Genomic DNA, 19,425 nt, shown 5'->3' with positions numbered 1-19,425 from the left:
GCGAAAGCCGTGAGAGTTCGGCCGCTTAACCAATGAATAGCGCCACGCACGTCCCTGCGACCGCCCGCGGCGGCGGTCTTGCAGCGACGGTGGGCCCGTCGTGTAGTGCGAGGATCAAAGGGGGACAGTATGTGGCGGGTTCTGGGCGCAGGTCTCCTCGGCGCGCTTCTAGGCGGGGGCGCGGTGTGGGCGGCGCGAACAGGCGCCGAGGCCCCGCCGCCCGTCGAGGCGCCTGTTGCGGCTAGGCCCGTCGCCATACCGCAAGGGCCAAGCGCGCCGCCCCCCGAAGTCGGCTGCCCGGAAGACGAAACCGAGTCCGCCGAGGCACCCGTCCCCCAGTACTGGGCGGACGGTAAGACCGTGGCCTGCCCCGAAGACTGCCTGAACCGGATCGTGGAGACGATCCTCAACGGCAGGCCCGACATCGCCGAGGTCCGGGCCGCGATGCAGCTCAGCGATTCGATCGCCGCCGCCATCGAAGCCGATTCGAACCTTCGCAGACTGTTCCTTCAACGCCTGAGCGGCCTGCGCGAGGACGGAGAACGGGCCGCTGCTCTCGGCACCATCGCGACCAACGGATCGAGAGAGCTTCGCCTCGATGCGTCGGACATCCTGTTGCAGTCCTCGCTCGATGCCAGCCGGGCGCTGGGCGTGACGCTGGCGCTGTACGACCTAGGGGAAGACCCCCGCGCGAAGTCGGCCGTCGAACGGGTCCTCCTGCGGGAAACCGACGGTCCCGCCGTGACGAGACTGCTTCAAAGCGTCTTCATGATCGAACCCGAAACGCTCTCGCCGAACGCGCTGACGGCCATAAGGTCGATGGCCGAGACGAGCAGGGATCCAGCGATCCAAACGAGCGCGATCACCGCTTACGCTCAGCTGACGGACGGATCACCCGAAGCCATCGCTCTCATTGAGAGAGGGCTTCGTGCCGACGACCCCGAACGGCGGGTGGCGTCGCTCTACATGCTGCAACAGTTCGTCCCGATCGGTGATCGGGCCGAACTGTTCGAGCAGTACGAGCGATACGACGACACGGCCAAGGCGGTCGCAGACGATCCGAACGCGTCGATCAACGCCCGGCTGGAGGCGCTGTTCTGGTTGGAGATGCGCAGCCAGAGCGTCACCGACGAGGTGCTCAGCTACTCCGGCAGCTCCGGCATCATCGTCGAGTGACGGCGAAGGTGGCGGTCAGCGTCGCGAGCCTCAGCTTTCGCGTCTCTCCCTTCGGCAACTTGACGCGCGGATCGGCGAGTATCGCCGCCTCTTTGATCAGAAGGGGCCGGAAATGTTTCATCACGCGGTAGTAGCTCGCCCTCTCAAGCGCTTCACGCGCCGCGACGATCTCGGCGTGGAAGGGAAAGCCCTTGAAACCGGAGAGGGCATCGTCGAGCAGCCTTGCGAGGACCGGCGCGGCGATCGGCTCCTCGCTGTCTCCCGAGACGATGGTCTGCGCGACGTAGTAGGCGCGGGTGAGCGGCGTCGTGGCCTGGTCCGGATGCAGCGCTTCTGAGAGCCGAAGCACCCCTGCCCGCTCGTCGACGACGCGCAGCGAACTCCGGCGCTTTCCGTTCTGCAGAACGATGCCGCCGATGACGACCTTCTCGTAGGGGCGAAGGTTGAGGACCAGGCCGGACATTCAGGCCGCCTGCCGTTCCAGCGCGGCGAGGCCGGCGGCGAGGTTGCGGTTGATGGTGACGAGGATCTCGCGTCCGGCCTCGCCCGCCATGACGCGGGGGGTGTGACGCTCGACGAAGGAAGCAAGGGAGAGGAGTTGCGCCTTGAGCGCGTCGGGGCAGCTGTTCGTGGAAGCGGCGATGTCGGTCGCGAGCGCCGCCCAGAGGCGCCGGTTCCCGTCGAGCGCTTGCGCCAGCGCGGAGGCGCCACCCGGAACGCCCTCGTCCGCTGCCTCGATCCGCAACGCGGCGCGGGTCAGCACTTCACGCTCGAGCGCCCGGCCCGAGAGCGTCGCGCGCTGCGCGGCGGCGTAAGGGTTGGCGGAGTAAGCGGTCTGACCCACGGCCGGCTGGTACATCTCTTGGTTCTCTCAGATCGGTCGGCGCGTCGCGCCCGGGAAGGGAGTGAGGGAGAGGCCTAAGCCTCTCCCCCCTGCTCTGCGCTCGGATCAGCGAAAGAGCGCGAGGATTGCTTGCGGCGAGGCGTTGGCGATCGTCAGGGCCTGGATGTTCAACTGCTGCTGGACCTGCAGCGACTGAAGACGCGCGGAGGCTTCTTCGAGGTTCGCATCCGTCAGGGCGCTGATGCCCGCTTCCATCGAGTCGATCAGCGACTGGATGAAGTCGTTCTGAATGTCGACGCGGTTCTGCGCCGAGCCGAAGCTCGCCGACGCGCCGATCGCCGTCTGCATCAGGCCTTCGATCTTGACGAGGGCGTCGTCGGCGCCCGCATCGGTCGAGACGTCCATGCCTTCGAGGTCGGCGAGGCCGCCGCCCGCCGTGCCGCCGGAGTTCTGCGCGACCGCCGTGGTCACGTCCGCACCCGTGTTGTTGGTGAGTGTCAGGACCGCATCGCCCGTCGCGGGTTCCGCCGCTTCCGTGTAGGTCACGTCGACCGCTGCGCCCGACATGCGCGCCGCGAGGTTGCGGACGACGTCGTTCGAGGTGTCGCCGTCGCGGGCCACGTAGTCGTAGTCCGTGCCGTCGACGGTGACGCGGAAGCTGTCGCCTTCGGCGATCTCCTGGGCCGAGAAGGTGACGGTCGTCGCGTTGGTGTCCGTGACCGTCCCGGCGCCCGCGACCGTGCCTTTGGTGATCGCGCCGGCCGTGCCGAAGGCCTCCGCCGCCGTCTGCAGGTCCTGCTTCGAGATCGCGATGTTTGCGACCGAAACCGAGCCGTCGGCACCGCGGTCGAGCGAGGAGAGTAGCTCGATGTTGCCGCCGCCCTTGAGCAGGTTCAGGCCGTTGAACTGCGCCGCGTCGACGATCGCTTCGATCTGGCCCTTGAGGGCTTGAACGTCCGTGTTGATCTTCGTGCGGTCGACGTTCTCTTCCTGCGCCGAGACGATCAGCGTCTTCATCTGCTGAAGAAGGCCGGTCACCTGCTCGGACGCCGAGCGCGCGACGCCGACCGTGGCCGCGCCGAGGTTCAGGCTGTCGGTGATCGCGCGGAAGGACGAGACGTCCGTGCTCATCACCGTCGAGATCGACCACACGGCGGCGTTGTCACGCGCGGTCGCGACCTTTTTGCCGGTCGAGATCACGTTCTGCACACGGCCGAGGTTGGCGTTGATGTCACGCAGGGTGTCGAGCGCCACCATGGCGGACTGGTTGAAGTTGATGCTGGACATGCCAGGTTCCTTGAGTTGACCGCTCGGCTTCCGTCCTGGAGCCCGCGCTTCTCTCGCAACTTCCGGTTGCGATGCGCCTTCAGTAACCCTGAGTTCCTTGCGTTGTGGTTAAGCGTCACAACTTTCGCGAAGCGAGGGACACGGCGTCTGCGACCGACGATCCTTGTGCGGTGTAAGCGATTGCCGGCCTGCGCATCCCATCCGCCTCTTTCAGCCCGGCCGCGACCGAGGCGAGGAGCTTCTGGTTCTCCTCGGCTGCCCTCAGAAGCGCTCTCGAGGGGACATCGAGGGCACGGGGAAGCATGTTGCGGGCTTCTGCCACACCGGCTTCCAGAGCTTCGATCAGCGCGTTGCGTTCGGGCGCCCTCACCAGCGCGTCGCGCACGCGACCCTCACGCAAGGCTTCGTTCTCCGCCTCGATCGCGGCGGCGAGTTCCAGAACCGTCTCTGCGGTCAGGCGGGAGCGCGTCATGAGCCCTCCGTGCGCGCGAGCGCTTCGTAGAGCCGGTCCGCGAGCGCGGGCTGTCCCGCCGCGAGGTCGCCCGCGAGTTCGTGCAGGGCGACGTGGGAGAGCGCGGCGGATTCGTAGGACTTCGCGCCGAGCGCTTCGCCCAACTTCGCGTCCTTCAACATCTGGAGCAAAAACTGTTTGTGCAGGGATTGCGCCGCCTCCTTCAGGTCCTGACCGCCCTTCATAGGTTCGGCGGCGGATAGGAGAGGCGATGTGGAGATGGGAAGCATACGGACCTCATTCAGGGCGTTAACGAGGTATGACCGCTTTCGCGTAAAGGTTCGGTAAACGTTTACCCACTCTTATCGCGTGCATGCTGACCTCGTCGATCTTCCCCGCGCCGGCGCCCGACGGCACGACGTTGCCGCTACCGGTGACCCGCCCTTGCGGCACCGAGACCTCGCCGCTGGCCTTCCTCGCCCTCCTGACGGGCCCCGCTCGCGGCAGCGCGCGCGACGAAGGCGCGACCGAAGAGGTCGCGGGCCTTGCTCTTGGCGATGACGCGTCGCCTGCGAAGGCGACCGGAGCCGCAGCCCCACTCGGGCCGGCGCAGGCGACGCCGCTCTTCGCCGAGGCCGGCGATGCGGTTCTAGGCGGCGCCGAACCTTCGAGGGTCGAGACCGAGCAGCCTGCGCCGCCGGGCCGAAGCCAGGCCGCGGCGTCGGCAAACTTCATCTCAGCGAAGGGGGGTGCCGCCGACGCGAAGGCGGCGGCGCCGGAGAGCGGCCAAGCCGCACCGGTCGCTTCGACGAATGCGGAAGGATCGACGTCCGCTCCTATCCCGCCCCAACCGGTCACGACGGCCGGTTCGGAAACCGGGGGTCCGAGCGTCGGGACGGGCTTCGCCGCGGGTTCGGCGACGATTGCAGCGCCGCCCACAGCGACGCCGTCCCCGGCTGCGATGGATGGCGCTGGCACGGTCGCGCCCGATCCCCCTGCGCAGCAGATCGTTCGCGCCGTCGCCGTCAGTCCGCACGACCGGGCCGTGGAGGTTCGCCTTGACCCGCCGAGCCTCGGCCGGGTGACCGTGGAGTTCGACTTCTCGAACGATCAGGTGAAGGCTGTTATACACGCGCAGGAGGCCGAGACGCTCTCGCTTCTCCGCCGCGGCGTCGGCACCCTCACGAAGCAGCTCGAAGCGCAAGGGTTCGTCGGCGTCTCGATCGAGTTCGCCGAGGGCGGGCGCGGAGAGAACCTTCAGGAGCGCGCTTCACCCCACGCAACGGTCCGCCGCGTCGCGATGAGCGTGCCCGTAGCGAGCGACACGCCCCCCCTTCCCGCCCCTGCCCATCGCGGCGAAGGCCTCGACCTTCGCCTCTAGGAGAGCCTCATGACGACCATCTCACCCGTCGCGAACGGCACGGAGACTTCCGCGCCGCCCGCCGCCGTCGCGACGAACGCCGCGCCGCAGGAGCTGACCCAGTTCTTGTCTCTGCTGACGGCGCAGGTCCAGAATCAGGACCCGATGAAGCCGCTCGACTCAACAGCGTTCGTCGAGCAGCTCGCGACCTTCTCGGCGCTCGAACAACAGGTGCAGACGAACACGCACCTGGGCGAGATCGTCCGGATGCTGTCTGCGGAATGAAGAAGTCGCGGGAGGGCGGGCGCCACCCGCGCTCCCGTTTCGCTCATTCAAACGTTCGACGCCCTGCGCAACGCCCATGAAGAAGCGACGTTCACGGCCGCCGCCGGAGAAGTCAGGCTGCGGTCCGAACCTGGATCGGTTCCCGACCAGACAGCTTCTCGTCTGGGTCACCGACGAGCGACGCCTTGTGGTCACGCAACCAGCGCGTGCGCTCCCACAGAGCGAGGTCTTCGCTCTCCGTCAGCTTTCGACCAAACCACGTCAGTACGTTCGACATCAACTTCATGGCCCCTCACCCCTCTTGCACCGCCGAGTGTGCAGCCTCTCTGGACGAGTCTGCAACCTGAAATTGCGCTATGGTAAACAGTACCGCGAAGGGACGTCTGGAGCAGCAGCGTTGCCACCGGACCGGCTCGCGTGGAGCACTAAACCGCACGCTTGCGGATCTCCGTGACGACGACGTCATGGGCGCCGCCCGGAAGCACCGGCTCGAGCGCGCCGCGCAGCTCGGTCTTCACCCGGTCCAGCATGAGAGGATCCGTTTCCCGGTCGTCGAGCCCGCCCTCGCCCGCGAGGCGGACGAGGGTGGCCGTGATGCGGTCGCGCAGCTTCGCCTCCAATCCGGTGGCGGTCTCGCTAGTTCTTCGGTCGACTTCGACGCCCAGGGACAGCACGATCAGGCTTTGTGCGCGCCAATCGTCCGCAACCGAAACCACGAAGGGGCGGGAGAACTGGATGACGATCGTGTCCTCCGTAGGCGCCTGCGTCTTGACAACTCCGCCTGGGTGTAGGTCCGTTTCGAGAAGACGACCGGTGCCCGCCTCTCCAGGCGTGTGGGTAGCTTCTGCGGTGAGGGGCGCGGCGGCGAGTGCATCGGGCCGCAGCCAAACGCCAGCGGCGGTACCCGCCGCAACGGTGACCAGATTGAAAAGGATCGGAAGGGGACGCATGGCTGGCTCCTCAGAACGGGGTCAGAGCATCGAGAAGGCGGTCGCCGAGGCGGGGGCGGATCGAACGGTCGATCACGCCCCTGCCGACATAGCCGATCTGTGCCTCGGCGATCTTGTCGTGAGTGACGGTGTTGGAACGCGAGATGTCCTCGGGCCGGACGATGCCCGCAGCCCGCAGCGTCCGCTCCTCATAGTTGACGCGTACGGATTGGTGACCGTCGATGACGAGATCGCCGTTCGGCAGCCGCTCGATCACTCGGGCTGCGAGGCGCAAGGTGACACGGTCCTCGCGGCGCAAGGAGCCGCCGCCGCTGCGCGCCTGGGCGCTGTCGAGGTCGATCGCGGGGTCGAGGCCCGCCCCGCCCGGCAGTTGGCCCGCGACGGCCTCGGGGCCGCCGAAGAGGCTGCGGATCCCCAAGGACCGCTGGCTGGTGCGGGCCGTCTCCAGCTCGCCCATGATTTCGGCCTCCTCGTCGATCTCGACGATGACGGTGAGGATGTCGCCGACTTCGCGCGCGCGCCTGTTGCCGAAGAGGCTTTGCGGGTCCTGGTTCCACAGGCTGCCGACGGCAGGCGGGACCGCCGCGCCGTGAACGCCGCGTTCCGGCACGGGCGGTTCAGGCACAGGCTCGGGCGTGCTCGCGCAGGCAGCGAGGAGCGCGAGGGGCAGGAAGCGGCGCGCGGTCATCGGGCGACCTCCACTTCGCCGGGTCCGGTGACGGTGGCGCGCATGGGGCGGCGCTTACCCTCGACGAGGACGGTGACGATGTCGCCCGCGGCGCCCGACGTCATCGCGCGTCCGGGCACGGACAGGGTGAGTCCGCTTCTGCGGAAGACGACGTTCACGGCCGACTGGCGCGCGACGGCGTCGGGCGCTGCGAGGTCGGCGGCTTCGATCGGGCGCCCGGCGAAGGCCGGTCGGCGCAGCTGCTTTCCGAGGAAGGGCGTCAGGTCCGCGCCGCCCTCGGCGACGACGAGGTCCGCCGTCAGCACGGTGCCGCGCGGCAGGGGCTTCGCGGCGAGGACCGCCGGAGCGAGGAGCGCGATCAAGAGCGGGCTCACCGGATCCTCGTCGCGGCGGCGTACATCTCGTCCGCGGCTGTCAGGACCTTCGAGTTGAGGTCGTAGCCGCGCTGCGCCTCGATGAGGTCGGCGATCTCGGAGACGACGTCTACGCCTGAATCCTCGAGGTAGCCCTGTCGCATGAAGCCTGCGCCTTCGAGGCCCGCGACCCCGCCCAACGGCGCGCCGGAGGCCTCGGTCTCGCGGAAGAGGTTGCCGCCGAGCGCTTCGAGGCCCTTCTCGTTCGCGAAGACCGTGAGGCCGATCGTGCCGATCGCCTGCGGCGAAGAGCCGTCGGAGAAGACCGCGTAGACCTCGCCGTCAGTGGCGATCGTCACTTGGCGCGCGTCGGACGGCACGGTGATGCCGCCCGCGACGGGGAAGCCCTCGGCGTTCACGAGGACGCCTTGGGGGTCGAGGCTGAGGCGCCCGTCGCGGGTGTAGGCGGTCTCGCCGGAAGGCAGCTCGACGTCGAAGTAGCCGCGCCCCTCGATCGCGATGTCGAGGTCGCCGCCGGTCGCCGTCAACGTGCCCTGCACGCGGTCCTGGGTCACCGCGGCCGTCCGCACGCCGAGGCCGAGTTGGATGCCGCCGGGGACGAGCGTGCCCGTGCGCGAGGAGACGGCACCGGGGGTCAGCTCCTGCTTGTAGAGGAGGTCGGCGAAGGCGGCCCGGCGCGGGGCGTAGGCGGTGGTCGACATGTTCGCGATGTTGTTCGCGATGGTGTCGACGCGCGTCTGCTGGGCGGCCATGCCGGTCGCGGCGATTCTAAGGGCGTTGGTCATGGGATCAAAGCTCGCTCAGGGTACGGATGAGGGACTCGAGGCGACGGTGCTCGGCGTCGGCGAGGTCGGTGCCCGCCTCGAAGAGCCGCTGCGCCTCGGTCAGGCGCGCGATCTCCATCACGGGGTTCACGTTGGACTGCTCGAGGAAGCCTTGGTGCAGGACGGCCTCGTCTACGAAGGTGTAAGCTTCGGTCGGCTGCCACAGCGTGTCCCCTGCCCGCATGAGGCTGCCGCCCGGCGCGTCGAAGACGCCGAGCCGGGCGGTGGCGAGGCCGTCGATCGAGACCGTGCCGTCGGGACTGACCACGACCTCGCGGCTCTCCGGCGGCACCTCGATCACGCCGCCGCCTTCGCCGAGAACCGGGTGGCCCTGCGGGGTGACGAGGAGGCCTTCGGCGTTCGTCTGGAACCTGCCAGCGCGGGTCAGGAGAACGTCGTCGCCGCGCTGGACGGCGAAGAAGCCCCTGCCTGAGAGCGCGAGGTCGTAGGTCCCGCCCGTCTTGCGCAGGGCGCCGTCCTCCATGACCGCGTAGCGACCGCGCAAGGACCCGAGGGAAAGGCTCCCCTCGTCCCTGCGCGAGACGTACTCGGTGAAGACGGAGGCTTCGCGTTTGTACCCCTCGGTCGAGGCGTTCGCGACGTTGGAGGCGAGGATGCGGAGTTCCTTGAGGAGCCCCGTCTGGCGGGAGAGGCCCGCGGTGATCGCGTCCGACATGCCAGGCCACCTTCTTCAGAGCGCGGATGGCGTCGTCCATCTCCTGGAATGAGGGGCGGACCTTATGCGGAGCGTTCCTCCGGCCGACCTCGACGCAGATGGGCGCGGGGTGGGCGTGCAGCGACGAGACGAGCACCTCGCGGATGAGGCCGTAGAAGTTGTGCTCCTCTTCCCGCAGAGACTTCACGCGGGCAGCGAAGGGGCCGACCATGCCGTAGGCGAGAAAGACGCCCAGGAACGTCCCAACGAGCGCGCCGCCGATCATCTGCCCCAGGACTTCCGGCGGCTTGTCGATCGAGGCCATGGTCTTGATGACGCCGAGGACGGCGGCGACGATGCCCAAGGCGGGAAGCGCATCGGCGACGTTGGAGAGGGCGTGCGCGCCGTGAAGGCTGTCCTCTCGCCGCTGGCCCAGTTGCTTTTCGAGCATCTCCTCGACTTGATAGGCGTTGTCGAAGTTCATGATCATCGACCGGATCGTGTCGCAGATCATGTCGGTCGCGTCGTGATCCTTCTGGATCTTCGGGTACTGAGAGAAGATCGAGGATGATTGCGGGTCCTCGATGTGCGCCTCGATGTCGACCGGGCTCTCGCGCCGGACGCCGAGGAGTTCGTGCATCAGGCACAGAAGCTCTTGGTAGTCCTGCTTCTTCCACTTCGGCCCCTTGATGAGGGTGAGGAGGTCGCCGCCGACGTGCTTGATGGTGGTGAAGTCGTTCGCGGCCAGGAACGCCCCAATGGCGGCGCCCCCGATCATCATCATCTCGAAGGGGAGCGAATGAAGGATGATGGAGAGCTTGCCGCCGGCCAGGATGTATCCGCCGAAGACCATGCAGACGGTGACGCCGAGTCCGAGAAGAGCTATCATGGGTTGCGGTGTACGCAACCCAAGGTTGAGGGTTGGTTAATGAGCGTTAGGAGACGGCGATCGGCCGGCGCCTTGCTTCCGCCCCACCCCTCGGCTATCCGCCGCGTTCCCCGGCTGGACGGCGCCCCGGCTGGCGGATTCTTCACACGGCGCACGAAAGGCACGCGATGTCGATCGCAGCAGAACGCAAGAACGAGCTCATGCAAGAGTACGCCCGCGGCGAGGGCGACACCGGCAGCCCCGAGGTCCAGGTCGCGATCCTGACCGAGCGGATCAACAACCTCACCGAGCACTTCAAAGAGCACAAGAAGGACAACCACTCGCGCCGTGGCCTTCTGAAGATGGTGTCGCAGCGCCGCCGCCTGCTGGACTACGTCCGCGGCAAGGACGAAGCGCGCTATCAGGACCTCATCGGCCGTCTCGGCCTGCGCCGCTAAGCGGTTCCGGCCCGGCGCTTGCAACGGCGCCGGGTTCGCACCCCGAGGAGTTCCCGCTTGTCACTCGGCTACCTCCTCAACACCTACCCGGTCACCTCAGGCACCTTCATCCGGCGCGAGATCCGCGCGGTGGAGGCGCTCGGCCTGCCCGTGACCCGCTACGCGGTCCGGCGCTGGGATCAGACGCTGGTCGAGCCGACCGACCTCGAAGAGCAAGAGGCGACCCATTACCTTCTGAGCGGCAACGCCAAGGGTCTAGGGGCGGCGCTCGCGGCGGAGAGCGCGCGGAACCCCAAGGGCGTCGCCGCTGCGAGCCGCATGCTCGGCGAGATCGCCAAGGGGACCGGCGGCTTCGTCCGGCCCTCCGCCTACCTCGCCGAGGCGGCCTATCTGCGCCAACGGACGGCGAGAGAGGGCGTCACGCACCTCCACTGCCACTTCGGGACCAACGCGACAGCCGTTGCCCTCCTCTGCCGCCTGATGGGCGGGCCTAGCTACAGCTTCACGGTCCACGGCCCCGACGAGTGGACGGACCCGGAAAGCTTCCGCTTCGACCTGAAGCTGGAACACGCGGCGTTCGCGATCGCGATCAGCCACTACGCCAAGATGCAGCTGATGCGTTGGGGCGGGATGCAGCATCGGGACAAGGTGCATGTGGCCCGGTGCGGGTTGCAGCTCAGCGACTTCGCGCCGAGCCCGGTGCCGGACAGCCGAGAGTTCGTCTGCGTCGGCCGTCTTTGCCCCCAAAAGGGGCAGACGCTGATCCCAGAGGCGATCGAGCCGCTGGTCGCCGACCATCCGGGTCTTCGCGTCACCCTGATCGGCGACGGCGACACCCGGCCAGAGATCGAAGCGGAGGTCGCGCGGCGGGGCCTCGAAGACAACGTGAAGCTGGTCGGTTGGCAGTCGGGCGCGGAGGTCCGGGCACGCTTGGCCGCCGCGCGCGCTCTCCTCCTGCCCTCCTTCGCGGAAGGCCTGCCGATCGTGATCATGGAAGCGATGGCGCTCGGGCGGCCGGCGCTGTCGACCTACATCGCCGGTATCCCTGAGCTGCTCGACGAGGAGTGCGGCTGGATCTTCCCGGCGGGGTCCGTCGAGCACATCCGCGGGGCCGTGCGGTCTTGCCTCGAATCGGACGCCGATACGCTGACCGCGAAGGGCGAAGAGGGCCGCCGGCGGGTCGAGGAGAGCCACGACATCCGCCAACTGGCCCAGACCTTGGAAGGCCTGTTCAAGGCGCAGCTTTAGGGCGGCACGCCTGGCGGGCCGCCCCGACGACGCTAGGCGTCAGACGTCGTAGGTCGCGTCCATCGTGATCTCGGCGTTGAGGAGCTTGGACAGCGGGCAGTTCGCCTTCGCGCCCTCCGCCGCCTGTTGCACCTTGCCGATGTCGGCGCCCGGCGCCTTAATCGTCACGTCGAGGTGCGAGGTCTTCACCGCGAAGCCGTCCCCCTCCTTGTCGAGGCCGATCGTGGCCTTGGTCGCGATCTCCGGGTTCTCGATGCCTGCGTCGCCCAGCTCCTTGGACAGGGCCATCGAGAAGCACGCCGCGTGGGCCGCGCCGACGAGCTCTTCGGGGTTCGAGCCGGGCTTGCCCTCGAAGCGCGTGTTGAAGCCGTAGGGCTGGTCCTTGAGCGCGCCGCTCTCGGTGCTGATCTGGCCCTTTCCGTCCTTGATTCCGCCCGTCCAATGCGCGCTGCCGTACTTCTTGATCATCTCGTGCCTCCTTCATGTGAGGGAAAGGCTGCGAACGGGCGCGGCGGGGCCTCGGTTCCCCGGGATCGGCACCGCCGCGAGTTGCATTGCGGGGCCCCGCAGTCCATGAGGCCCCGGTTCGTGCAAGATGAGAAACGAACCAGACAGCGCGGGGGCAATCCGGCCGCCCGCGGCGATGAAAGAGAACGATTTCATGTTCGACATAACCAGGAAGACCATCGAGTGGGCCGGCCGCGAGCTGACCCTCGAGTCGGGGCGCATCGCGCGCCAAGCCGACGGCGCGGTCCTCGCGACCTACGGCGAGACCTCGGTGCTCTGCACCGTCGTCGGCCAGCGCGAAGCCAAGCCCGGCCAGTCCTTCTTCCCCCTCACGGTGAACTACCAAGAGAAGACCTACGCGGCGGGCCGCATCCCGGGCGGCTTCTTCAAGCGTGAAGGCCGTCCCTCCGAGAAGGAGACGCTGACGAGCCGTCTCATCGACCGGCCGATCCGTCCGCTCTTCGCGCCGGGCTTCAAGAACGAGGTGCAGGTCGTCTGCACCGTCATGAGCCACGACCTCGAGAACGACCCCGACGTCGTCGCCATGATCGGCGCGTCCGCGGCGCTGACGATCTCGGGCATCCCCTTCATGGGTCCGATCGGCGCCGCCCGCGTCGGCTACCGGAACGGCGAGTACGTCGTGAACCCGCCCGTCGACGAGATGGAAGAGATGGACCTCGACCTCGTCATGGCCGGCACGCAGGACGCCGTCATGATGGTCGAGAGCCAGGCGTCTGAGCTTTCCGAAGACGTCATGCTCGGTGCCGTCATGAAGGGCCACGAAGCTTCGCGTCAGGTGATCGACATGATCATCGCGTTCGCCGAGAGCTGCGCCAAGGAGCCCTGGGACTACGCCCCGGCGGATCACTCGGACCTCCTGCCCCGCGTGCGCGACCTCGTCGGCGCCGACCTCGAAGCGGCCTACGGCCAGACCGACAAGGTCGCCCGCGTCGCCGCGATCTCGGCCGCCAAGTCGAAGGCGAAGGAGCAGCTCGCTCAATCCGAGTCGAACCCGGACGGCATCGACGAGCAGGTCCTGTCGGGCCTCCTCAAGGGCCTCGAGTCCGACATCGTCCGTGGTGCCATCATCGAGGGCAAGCCGCGCATCGACGGCCGCGACACCAAGACGATCCGTCCGATCCTCGGCGAGGTCGGCATCTTGCCCCGCACGCACGGCTCGGCGCTGTTCACGCGCGGCGAGACGCAGGCGATCGTGGTCGCGACCCTCGGCACGTCCGACGACGAGCAGTTCATCGACGCGCTCGAAGGGACGTACAAAGAGAACTTCCTCCTTCACTACAACTTCCCGCCCTACTCGGTCGGCGAGACGGGCCGCATGGGCAGCCCGGGCCGCCGCGAGATCGGCCACGGCAAGCTCGCCTGGCGCGCGGTGAAGGCGGTCCTGCCTTCCCAGGACGAGTTCCCCTACGTCATCCGCCTCGTCTCCGAGATCACCGAGTCGAACGGCTCGTCCTCGATGGCGACGGTCTGCGGTAGCTCCCTCGCCATGATGGACGCCGGCGTGCCGCTCAAGCGCGCGGTTGCGGGCATCGCCATGGGCCTCATCCTCGAAGGCGACCGTCACGCGGTCCTGTCCGACATCCTCGGCGACGAGGATCACCTGGGCGACATGGACTTCAAGGTCGCGGGCACGTCCGAGGGCGTCACCTCGCTCCAGATGGACATCAAGGTCGCCGGCATCACCGAGGACATCATGAAGACCGCCCTCGCCCAGGCGAAGGACGGCCGGATGCACATCCTCGGCGAGATGAACAAGGCGATGTCGGGGTCCCGCGAGGAGCTCGGCGAGTTCGCGCCGCGCATCGAGCAGATCCAGATCCCCAAGGAGAAGATCCGCGAAGTGATCGGCACGGGCGGCAAGGTCATCCGTCAGATCGTCGAAGAGACCGGCGCCAAGGTGAACGTGGACGACGAGGGCCTGATCAAGGTCGCCTCCTCCGACAAGGCCTCGATCGACGCCGCGATCAAGTGGATCAAGTCGATTACGGACGAACCGGAAGTCGGCGAGATCTACAAGGGCAAGGTCGTCAAGACGATGGACTTCGGCGCCTTCGTCAACTTCTTCGGCCCGCGTGACGGCCTGGTGCACATCAGCCAGCTTTCGTCCGGCCGCCCGGAGAAGACGACGGACGTGGTCAAGGAAGGCGACGAGGTCTGGGTCAAGCTCCTCGGCTTCGACGACCGCGGCAAGGTCAAGCTGTCCATGAAGATGGTCGACCAGGAGACCGGCAAGGAGATTCCGAAGGAAAAGAGCGAAGCGGCCGAGTAAGGCTCTTCCTCCTCGCGAACCAGAAAGGGCGCCCCTCGGGGCGCCCTTTTCACATGCTTGATCGGTCACCGAGCGTGGCTTGGTTTCCCGCCCGCCTCGACGCTGAACGCTTCGACCCACACGGTCCCCTCGCCGCGCAGGATCTCCGTCCCCAACTCGACATCCGCCACAGCGAGGCGGTCTAGGTCTAGCGTGGGAATGTTCGCTCGTCGTAAGAGCGTCAGCGGATCGAAACGCGCCGTCAGGCTTGCCTGCTCGGCGACGAAGGCGAGGTAGGTCCACTCATTCTCGTTCTGACCGGACTGGTCCTGCCAGTCTTCGCGGAGCCAGACCGACCAGCGCTGACCACGCTCTTCGATCATGCCAACGCGCCGTCCGGCCGGCTGGACGTGGCCGGGCGTTGCGTAGGTCCAGAACATGACCTCTGCGACGATGGTCGCCGGGTTCTGAACCTCGCCGATGTCGTCCGTGTCCGTCAGCCAGAGCGTCGTTGCGACGTTGTGCTCGGCGCTGCCCTCGACGGTAAGGGCGTGCGAGACGACGAGCGAACCAAGTGCCTCGACCCGCGCGGGCAGGTCCGTCCCGCCGCGCGGTAGCGGATCCCAGGGAGACGAGCCGGTCTTTACCTGAGGGTACGCGTAGATCGTCGTTCCGCGCTCCGGCCACCGCCAGGACCAGCCGTAGATGGGACCGTACCGCCCTGGCTTCTCGACGATGCATTGCTGCCAATCGCCGCCCGCCGCCTGCGCGTTCCAGACGTTGTTGTAGTAGACGTGCTCCGCTCGCACGAACGACTCGAACGGGGCGCAGCCTAGCGAAGTCGTCTGGACCTTCGGCCGATCTTCCTCGTCAGATCGCCCTTCGTCTATGCAAGCCGACAGGAATGGGGTTGCGAGTAGCAACGCGTACGCCCCCGGCCGCACCGCGTTCTTCCGCAAGAAGCCGCCGCGCGCCATCCAGGCTTACCCTACCTGCGACAATCGCGGCGCCGCCTTTCGAGAGAACTCACTCAGCTCGTCCACGAACACCCGCGTCTTCGACGCGAGGTGTTCCCGGTGCGGATAGATCGCCCAGATCGCGCGGTCTGCGCCCCAGGTGTAGTCGGTGAGGAGCGGGACGAGCGCACCGCTCTCGATCTCTGGGCGGACGACGTAGGCGGCGAGGCGCGCGACGCCTAAGCCCGCGAGCACGGCCTCCCGCACGGCGAGGCCGATGCCGGAGAAGACGCCGTCGATGTGGATGAACTCTTCGTGTTCGTCCTTGCAGAAACCCCAGCGTGAGGTCGTGCGCCGCCGGGCGTGCACGTTGAGGCAGCGGTGCTCGCGAAGCTCGTAAGGCGTCTGCGGCACGCCGTGGCGCTCGATGTAGTCGGGCGAGGCGACGATCACGTAGGGATCGTCCGTGATCTTCTTCGCGATGAAGGAGGTCGAGGAGGGCCGCTCGAACCGGATCGCCACGTCGACGCCCTCCCCAAGCAGGTCCACCTCGCCGTCCCCTTGGGTCGTCGTCACGGAGAGCTGGGGGTGCCGCTCTAGGAACCCTTTCAGGAAAGGAACGAGAACCAGGATCGTGAAGGCGTCGGTCGCCGCGACGCGCAAGCGCCCCCGCGGCGTGTCCGAGTGGTCCCGGGTCAGCGTCTCAGCCGCCTCGACCTCCTCCATGATCCGCTCGCCGCGCTCGAACAGGAGGCGGCCGGGCTCGGTCAGCGTCATCGAACGGGTCGTGCGGTTCAGCAGGCGGACGCCCAGGCGCTCCTCGAGGCGCCCGACCGTGCGGCTGGCGCCGGACGGCGTCATGGCGAGCACCCGAGCGGCGGCGGCGAAGCTGCCCGCCCGCACGACCTCGACGAAAACCCTGATCTCTCCGAGTGAATCCATAGCTCCAGCACATGGCGGCTTGCTGCATTGCACACAAGATAGCGCCGATTCCCTGACAGTCCCGAAAACCGCGCACCGGCCGGTCCGTGCCGTGGAGTCACGAGTGAACTGCCGGGGTGAAGATTGTGCTTGGCCTCGGTATCCTTAAGTTGAGGCCATGGCAGAAGCACCAGAAGACATCGTTAAGAAAAGCTTCACCAAACTCTAGTTGTCCGTTGGAGGCAAAACCGTGACCACTTACTTCGCGCCTACCACGCCCGCCCGTTCCGCGCTGGTTCAGCGTCTTCGCGACCAGATCATGCCGGCTTCGATCGCGGTGGTGACCGCGCTCCTGATCGCCGCGACGCTGATCGGCGTCGCCTATGCGATCGACGCGCGCCTCGCCGTCCTGTTCGTGCTCGGCACGCTGATGATCGCTGCGAACGCCCTGGCGGTCGTCTCGCTGAGCGCACAGCTCAGCCACGCTCTTCACGAGGACCACACGGTCTAAGGCACCCCCCGCCCCCCAGGGGCGAGGCGAACGTGAAACCATCCAGCCCGGCCTCGTTCTGCGAGCGCCGGGTTTCGTGCGTTTGGGCCCGAAAAGCGCGGCGAGCGGCATCTCTTTTGCGCATCTTCACACCTTGCTAACCCTGCGCGCTCAGACTCCCCCCTCCACGCTGACGAAGAGACGCTGAATGACCCTTCGGCCTGCCCTCGCCGCGCTGACGCTCGCCTGCCTGTTCCCGCTGCCGGCCGCTGCCGAGACCGCTGGGGAGTCGATCGCGTCGATCCTCGACGAGAACGACCTTTCGCTCGTGACGCCGCTCAGCGAAGCCGACGAAGAGCGCTATCGCGAGATCTTCGAGCGGCAGGAGGACGGCGACTGGAAGAAGGCCGACGCGCTCATCGAGGCGCTCGGGAACCCGATCCTTCTCGGTTACGTGCTCGAGCAACGCTACATGCACCCGACGGCCTATCGGTCGTCCTATCCCGAACTCGCCCGCTGGCTCGACGCCTATGCGGACCATCCGGATGCCGCCCCCATCTACAGGCTCGCCCTGCGGCGCAAGCCGGCCGGCGCGTCGCCCACGCGGCCAGCCCGCCGCCGCTGGCGCACGGACGAAGCCGCCCCCCTGCCCGCAGAGCTGGCCGAGGACTACGAGACGAACGCCGCGCGGCAGGAGCAGGTGCGCCGCATCGAGCTGCGCTTGCGCGGCATGCTCGGACGGGGCCACGCGGCCCAGGCGCAGAGCTATCTGAACGCGCCGGCGCAGTTCAACGCGTTGACCCGGCCGCAGACCGACCGCGCACGCGGTTGGGTCGCCGAGGGCCTGTACCATCAAGGCCGTCTGACGGATGCGCGCAAGTTGGCCACCCTGGCCTCCGACCGGTCGCCTGACAGCGCGCTGCTCGCCCACTGGATCGCCGGCCTGACGACCTGGCGAACCGGCGACCATGCGGGCGCCTACCCGTACTTCGCGCGCATGGCGGTGATCGAGGAGCAGGAGCCCAAGCTACGCGCTGCGGGCGCCTACTGGGCGGCGCGCGCCGCCCTGGCTGCGGGCCGCGCGAACGACGTCGAGCCGCACCTCGAGATCGCGGCGCGGTTTCCCTTCACTCTCTACGGTCAGCTCGCGCTGGGCCAGCTCGGCCAGGGTTCGGGCATCGACTGGACGCCGCCCGCACTGACCGTCGCGGACTACAACCGCCTCAAGTCGATGAACCCCCGGATCGAGCGCGCCGCGGCCCTGAGACAGGTCGGCCTCATCCGTGAAGCCGAGGACGAGCTTCGCTGGGTCCATGCCGAGCTGCCGAAAGAGGAAGACCGGACGCTCGCCGCGCTGACGCACGTCCTCGAGTTGCCGACGGCGCAGCTGATGATCGCGCTGACGGCGGGGGCGGAGCGCGAGGAGAACGCGCCCCTGAGGGCCGGGCTCTACCCGGTGCCGGACTACGCGCCGAACGGCGGCTTCGAGATCGACCGCGCCTTGTTGTTCGCCCTGATCCGGCAGGAATCGAAGTTCATGACCCACGCCCGCAGCCGCGTAGGCGCCGCGGGGCTCATGCAGCTCATGCCGAGGACGGCCGCGCATGTCGGCGGCGACCGGAGCCTGATGCGCTCGACGAGCCGCGCTTCGGACAAGCTCTACGAGCCGGGCTACAACATGCAGCTCGGCCAGTCTTACGTGGCGGAGCTCCTGTCCCGTCACAATGGCGGTCATGGCGACCTCTTCGAGATGGCGCTCAGCTACAATTGGGGGCCCGGCAACTTCCGCCGCTGGCAGGCGCGCAACCCCATCGACGATCCCCTTCTGATGATCGAGAGCGTGCCCAACCGAGAGGCGCGCGGCTTCGTCGACCACGTGATGACGAACCTATGGCTCTATCGCGACCGCCTCGGCGAACCCGCGCCGGACCGCGACGCCCTCGCGGGCGGCGGCCTGCCCATCTATGAGAGCGTCGAGCACGGCGGCGAAGTCTGAGCCCCGCTTGCCGTCTGCGGTTCCTCAGCCTACACGGCGGTCGTTCGGGGCGTAGCGCAGCCTGGTAGCGCATCTGCTTTGGGAGCAGAGGGTCGCAGGTTCGAATCCTGCCGCCCCGACCAGAAGCCGCGAGGAGACACGCATGTACGCCCGCATCTACCGCCCCTCGCGCACGGCCATGCAGTCCGGCAAGGCGAAGTACGACCAGTGGGTGCTGGAGTTCGACCGGCAATACGCCCAACGCATCGACCCCCTCATGGGCTGGACGAGCTCTTCCGACACGCTGGCCGGACAGGTCCGCCTGACCTTCGAGACGAAGGAAGAAGCGGTCGCCTACGCCAAGGCGAACAAGATCCCCCATCAGGTGATCGAGCGCGGACAGACCAAGCCGGTCGCCAAGTCCTACGCCGACAACTTCGTCACCAATCGAAGAGCGCCCTGGACCCACTGATTGGCGCGGCTAGGCCGTCGCCCTCCTTGCCGAACGCTGCTACGGCTGCGCCGCGGGGCCCCTTAGCTCAACTGGATAGAGCACCGGACTTCTAATCCGACGGTTGCAGGTTCGAGTCCTGCAGGGGTCGCCATCGCGACGAGTTGCAAGCGCCATGAGCCGGCGGGAGGGCGTCAGAGCCTTCTTTGGCCAGCCGGACAGGCGCGGTCTGGGAGGTTTGGATGTCACGTTCTACGACGAGGATCGCCCTGGCGGCGGCCCTGCTTTGCACGTCTGCGCAGGCGGCCGAGGCCACGCGAGAAGGTTTCGGCACGCTGGAGGGCGGCCAGGAGGTCGGCTCGGTCCTGCTTACGACCGAGAGCGGGTA

General features: G+C 67.7%; 23 protein-coding genes, 2 tRNA genes and 1 pseudogene. 11 read left to right on the top strand and 15 right to left on the bottom strand.

Annotated elements, in window-relative coordinates; all coding sequences use genetic code 11:
• Positions 1 to 129: 129 nt before the first annotated feature.
• Complete coding sequence (locus GGQ59_RS14190) at positions 130 to 1,176, top strand: hypothetical protein (RefSeq protein WP_183819759.1); 1,047 nt, start codon at positions 130 to 132, stop codon at positions 1,174 to 1,176.
• On the opposite strand, the gene GGQ59_RS14185 is transcribed toward GGQ59_RS14190, so the two are convergent.
• The 5 genes from GGQ59_RS14185 to GGQ59_RS14165 all read right to left on the bottom strand — a co-directional run bounded on the left by GGQ59_RS14185 (position 1,163) and on the right by GGQ59_RS14165 (position 4,048).
• Positions 1,163 to 1,639 carry a flagellar biosynthesis repressor FlbT gene (locus GGQ59_RS14185; protein ID WP_183819757.1) on the bottom strand — a complete coding sequence of 159 codons (477 nt, stop codon included), beginning with the start codon at positions 1,637 to 1,639 and terminating at the stop codon, positions 1,163 to 1,165. The two genes, GGQ59_RS14190 and GGQ59_RS14185, sit on opposite strands and share 14 nt — an antisense overlap.
• On the bottom strand, positions 1,640 to 2,020 hold the full coding sequence (gene flaF, locus GGQ59_RS14180; protein ID WP_183819755.1) for a flagellar biosynthesis regulator FlaF: 381 nt from the start codon (positions 2,018 to 2,020) through the stop codon (positions 1,640 to 1,642).
• Between the two features lie 105 nt (positions 2,021 to 2,125).
• Positions 2,126 to 3,307, bottom strand: a complete 1,182-nt coding sequence (locus GGQ59_RS14175) for a flagellin (RefSeq protein ID WP_183819753.1) — start codon at positions 3,305 to 3,307, stop codon at positions 2,126 to 2,128.
• Positions 3,308 to 3,422: 115 nt separating this feature from the next.
• Entirely contained in the window at positions 3,423 to 3,779 is a 357-nt protein-coding gene (locus GGQ59_RS14170) for a hypothetical protein (protein WP_183819751.1), read from the bottom strand.
• On the bottom strand, positions 3,776 to 4,048 hold the full coding sequence (locus tag GGQ59_RS14165) for a hypothetical protein (RefSeq protein WP_183819749.1): 273 nt from the start codon (positions 4,046 to 4,048) through the stop codon (positions 3,776 to 3,778). Before GGQ59_RS14165 ends, GGQ59_RS14170 begins: the two co-directional genes overlap by 4 nt.
• A gap of 83 nt (positions 4,049 to 4,131) precedes the next feature.
• On the opposite strand from GGQ59_RS14165, the gene GGQ59_RS14160 reads away from it, so the two are divergent.
• Together GGQ59_RS14160 and GGQ59_RS14155 are read left to right on the top strand one after the other, a co-directional pair.
• Entirely contained in the window at positions 4,132 to 5,139 is a 1,008-nt protein-coding gene (locus GGQ59_RS14160; protein ID WP_183819747.1) for a flagellar hook-length control protein FliK, read from the top strand.
• Between the two features lie 9 nt (positions 5,140 to 5,148).
• Entirely contained in the window at positions 5,149 to 5,403 is a 255-nt protein-coding gene (locus GGQ59_RS14155) for a flagellar hook assembly protein FlgD (protein ID WP_183819745.1), read from the top strand.
• Positions 5,404 to 5,515: 112 nt separating this feature from the next.
• On the opposite strand, the gene GGQ59_RS14150 is transcribed toward GGQ59_RS14155, so the two are convergent.
• The 7 genes and pseudogenes from GGQ59_RS14150 to motA all read right to left on the bottom strand — a co-directional run.
• A complete protein-coding gene (locus GGQ59_RS14150; protein ID WP_183819743.1) occupies positions 5,516 to 5,689 on the bottom strand; it encodes a hypothetical protein in 174 nt (57 codons plus the stop codon).
• 139 nt (positions 5,690 to 5,828) lie between these two features.
• A complete protein-coding gene (locus tag GGQ59_RS14145; protein WP_183819741.1) occupies positions 5,829 to 6,353 on the bottom strand; it encodes a hypothetical protein in 525 nt (174 codons plus the stop codon).
• A gap of 10 nt (positions 6,354 to 6,363) precedes the next feature.
• The gene (locus GGQ59_RS14140) at positions 6,364 to 7,041 is read right to left on the bottom strand and encodes a flagellar basal body L-ring protein FlgH (RefSeq protein ID WP_183819739.1); all 678 of its coding nucleotides are present in this window, start codon (positions 7,039 to 7,041) and stop codon (positions 6,364 to 6,366) included.
• Positions 7,038 to 7,415 carry a flagellar basal body P-ring formation chaperone FlgA gene (flgA, locus tag GGQ59_RS14135; protein ID WP_183819737.1) on the bottom strand — a complete coding sequence of 126 codons (378 nt, stop codon included), beginning with the start codon at positions 7,413 to 7,415 and terminating at the stop codon, positions 7,038 to 7,040. The genes GGQ59_RS14140 and flgA overlap by 4 nt, the downstream gene beginning before the upstream one ends.
• Entirely contained in the window at positions 7,412 to 8,200 is a 789-nt protein-coding gene (flgG, locus tag GGQ59_RS14130; RefSeq protein WP_183819735.1) for a flagellar basal-body rod protein FlgG, read from the bottom strand. Before flgG ends, flgA begins: the two co-directional genes overlap by 4 nt.
• Positions 8,201 to 8,204: 4 nt before the next feature.
• The gene (locus tag GGQ59_RS14125; protein ID WP_183819733.1) at positions 8,205 to 8,915 is read right to left on the bottom strand and encodes a flagellar hook-basal body complex protein; all 711 of its coding nucleotides are present in this window, start codon (positions 8,913 to 8,915) and stop codon (positions 8,205 to 8,207) included.
• Positions 8,916 to 8,919: 4 nt separating this feature from the next.
• Positions 8,920 to 9,783 (bottom strand): annotated as a pseudogene (motA, locus tag GGQ59_RS14120) (flagellar motor stator protein MotA); the annotation flags it as partial.
• A gap of 167 nt (positions 9,784 to 9,950) precedes the next feature.
• Between motA and rpsO the strand changes: the two are divergent.
• Both rpsO and GGQ59_RS14110 read left to right on the top strand, forming a co-directional pair.
• Positions 9,951 to 10,220, top strand: a complete 270-nt coding sequence (gene rpsO, locus GGQ59_RS14115; RefSeq protein WP_183819731.1) for a 30S ribosomal protein S15 — start codon at positions 9,951 to 9,953, stop codon at positions 10,218 to 10,220.
• A gap of 57 nt (positions 10,221 to 10,277) precedes the next feature.
• A complete protein-coding gene (locus GGQ59_RS14110; RefSeq protein ID WP_183819729.1) occupies positions 10,278 to 11,468 on the top strand; it encodes a glycosyltransferase family 4 protein in 1,191 nt (396 codons plus the stop codon).
• A 39-nt stretch (positions 11,469 to 11,507) separates the two neighbouring features.
• Here the strand turns inward: GGQ59_RS14110 and GGQ59_RS14105 are convergent, their stop codons facing one another.
• Complete coding sequence (locus tag GGQ59_RS14105) at positions 11,508 to 11,936, bottom strand: OsmC family protein (RefSeq protein ID WP_183819727.1); 429 nt, start codon at positions 11,934 to 11,936, stop codon at positions 11,508 to 11,510.
• Positions 11,937 to 12,129: 193 nt separating this feature from the next.
• Here GGQ59_RS14105 and pnp point away from each other — a divergent pair, with 193 nt between their 5' ends.
• The gene (gene pnp / locus GGQ59_RS14100) at positions 12,130 to 14,265 is read left to right on the top strand and encodes a polyribonucleotide nucleotidyltransferase (RefSeq protein WP_183819831.1); all 2,136 of its coding nucleotides are present in this window, start codon (positions 12,130 to 12,132) and stop codon (positions 14,263 to 14,265) included.
• A gap of 65 nt (positions 14,266 to 14,330) precedes the next feature.
• On the opposite strand, the gene GGQ59_RS14095 is transcribed toward pnp, so the two are convergent.
• Complete coding sequence (locus tag GGQ59_RS14095) at positions 14,331 to 15,053, bottom strand: GH12 family glycosyl hydrolase domain-containing protein (protein ID WP_183819725.1); 723 nt, start codon at positions 15,051 to 15,053, stop codon at positions 14,331 to 14,333.
• A gap of 174 nt (positions 15,054 to 15,227) precedes the next feature.
• Entirely contained in the window at positions 15,228 to 16,142 is a 915-nt protein-coding gene (locus GGQ59_RS14090) for a LysR family transcriptional regulator (RefSeq protein ID WP_183819723.1), read from the bottom strand.
• A gap of 229 nt (positions 16,143 to 16,371) precedes the next feature.
• On the opposite strand from GGQ59_RS14090, the gene GGQ59_RS14085 reads away from it, so the two are divergent.
• The 5 genes from GGQ59_RS14085 (at position 16,372) to GGQ59_RS14065 (ending at position 19,191) form a co-directional block, all read left to right on the top strand.
• Positions 16,372 to 16,632: a hypothetical protein gene (locus GGQ59_RS14085; RefSeq protein WP_183819721.1), complete on the top strand. Its 261-nt coding sequence runs from the start codon at positions 16,372 to 16,374 to the stop codon at positions 16,630 to 16,632.
• Positions 16,633 to 16,819: 187 nt separating this feature from the next.
• Positions 16,820 to 18,607 carry a lytic transglycosylase domain-containing protein gene (locus GGQ59_RS14080; protein ID WP_183819719.1) on the top strand — a complete coding sequence of 596 codons (1,788 nt, stop codon included), beginning with the start codon at positions 16,820 to 16,822 and terminating at the stop codon, positions 18,605 to 18,607.
• Between the two features lie 45 nt (positions 18,608 to 18,652).
• A tRNA-Pro gene (locus GGQ59_RS14075) sits at positions 18,653 to 18,729 on the top strand.
• A 20-nt stretch (positions 18,730 to 18,749) separates the two neighbouring features.
• A complete protein-coding gene (locus GGQ59_RS14070; protein WP_183819717.1) occupies positions 18,750 to 19,058 on the top strand; it encodes an ETC complex I subunit in 309 nt (102 codons plus the stop codon).
• A 56-nt stretch (positions 19,059 to 19,114) separates the two neighbouring features.
• Positions 19,115 to 19,191 (top strand) — tRNA-Arg (locus GGQ59_RS14065).
• Positions 19,192 to 19,425 lie beyond the last annotated feature (234 nt).

The organism is Parvularcula dongshanensis (assembly GCF_014199615.1).
GTDB classification, from domain to species: Bacteria; Pseudomonadota; Alphaproteobacteria; order Caulobacterales; family Parvularculaceae; genus Parvularcula; species Parvularcula dongshanensis.
Note: the sequence above shows the minus strand (reverse complement) of the source record. Positions and strands in the feature narration are given on the sequence as shown.

Coding starts and splice junctions, on each gene's coding strand:
- GGQ59_RS14190 (WP_183819759.1), top strand. CDS start 130: ATGTGGCGGGTTCTGGGCGCAGGTCTCCTCGGCGCGCTTCTAGGCGGG.
- GGQ59_RS14185 (WP_183819757.1), bottom strand. CDS start 1,639: ATGTCCGGCCTGGTCCTCAACCTTCGCCCCTACGAGAAGGTCGTCATC.
- GGQ59_RS14175 (WP_183819753.1), bottom strand. CDS start 3,307: ATGTCCAGCATCAACTTCAACCAGTCCGCCATGGTGGCGCTCGACACC.
- GGQ59_RS14170 (WP_183819751.1), bottom strand. CDS start 3,779: ATGACGCGCTCCCGCCTGACCGCAGAGACGGTTCTGGAACTCGCCGCC.
- GGQ59_RS14165 (WP_183819749.1), bottom strand. CDS start 4,048: ATGCTTCCCATCTCCACATCGCCTCTCCTATCCGCCGCCGAACCTATG.
- GGQ59_RS14160 (WP_183819747.1), top strand. CDS start 4,132: ATGCTGACCTCGTCGATCTTCCCCGCGCCGGCGCCCGACGGCACGACG.
- GGQ59_RS14155 (WP_183819745.1), top strand. CDS start 5,149: ATGACGACCATCTCACCCGTCGCGAACGGCACGGAGACTTCCGCGCCG.
- GGQ59_RS14150 (WP_183819743.1), bottom strand. CDS start 5,689: ATGAAGTTGATGTCGAACGTACTGACGTGGTTTGGTCGAAAGCTGACG.
- GGQ59_RS14145 (WP_183819741.1), bottom strand. CDS start 6,353: ATGCGTCCCCTTCCGATCCTTTTCAATCTGGTCACCGTTGCGGCGGGT.
- GGQ59_RS14140 (WP_183819739.1), bottom strand. CDS start 7,041: ATGACCGCGCGCCGCTTCCTGCCCCTCGCGCTCCTCGCTGCCTGCGCG.
- flgG (WP_183819735.1), bottom strand. CDS start 8,200: ATGACCAACGCCCTTAGAATCGCCGCGACCGGCATGGCCGCCCAGCAG.
- GGQ59_RS14125 (WP_183819733.1), bottom strand. CDS start 8,915: ATGTCGGACGCGATCACCGCGGGCCTCTCCCGCCAGACGGGGCTCCTC.
- rpsO (WP_183819731.1), top strand. CDS start 9,951: ATGTCGATCGCAGCAGAACGCAAGAACGAGCTCATGCAAGAGTACGCC.
- GGQ59_RS14105 (WP_183819727.1), bottom strand. CDS start 11,936: ATGATCAAGAAGTACGGCAGCGCGCATTGGACGGGCGGAATCAAGGAC.
- pnp (WP_183819831.1), top strand. CDS start 12,130: ATGTTCGACATAACCAGGAAGACCATCGAGTGGGCCGGCCGCGAGCTG.
- GGQ59_RS14090 (WP_183819723.1), bottom strand. CDS start 16,142: ATGGATTCACTCGGAGAGATCAGGGTTTTCGTCGAGGTCGTGCGGGCG.
- GGQ59_RS14080 (WP_183819719.1), top strand. CDS start 16,820: ATGACCCTTCGGCCTGCCCTCGCCGCGCTGACGCTCGCCTGCCTGTTC.
- GGQ59_RS14070 (WP_183819717.1), top strand. CDS start 18,750: ATGTACGCCCGCATCTACCGCCCCTCGCGCACGGCCATGCAGTCCGGC.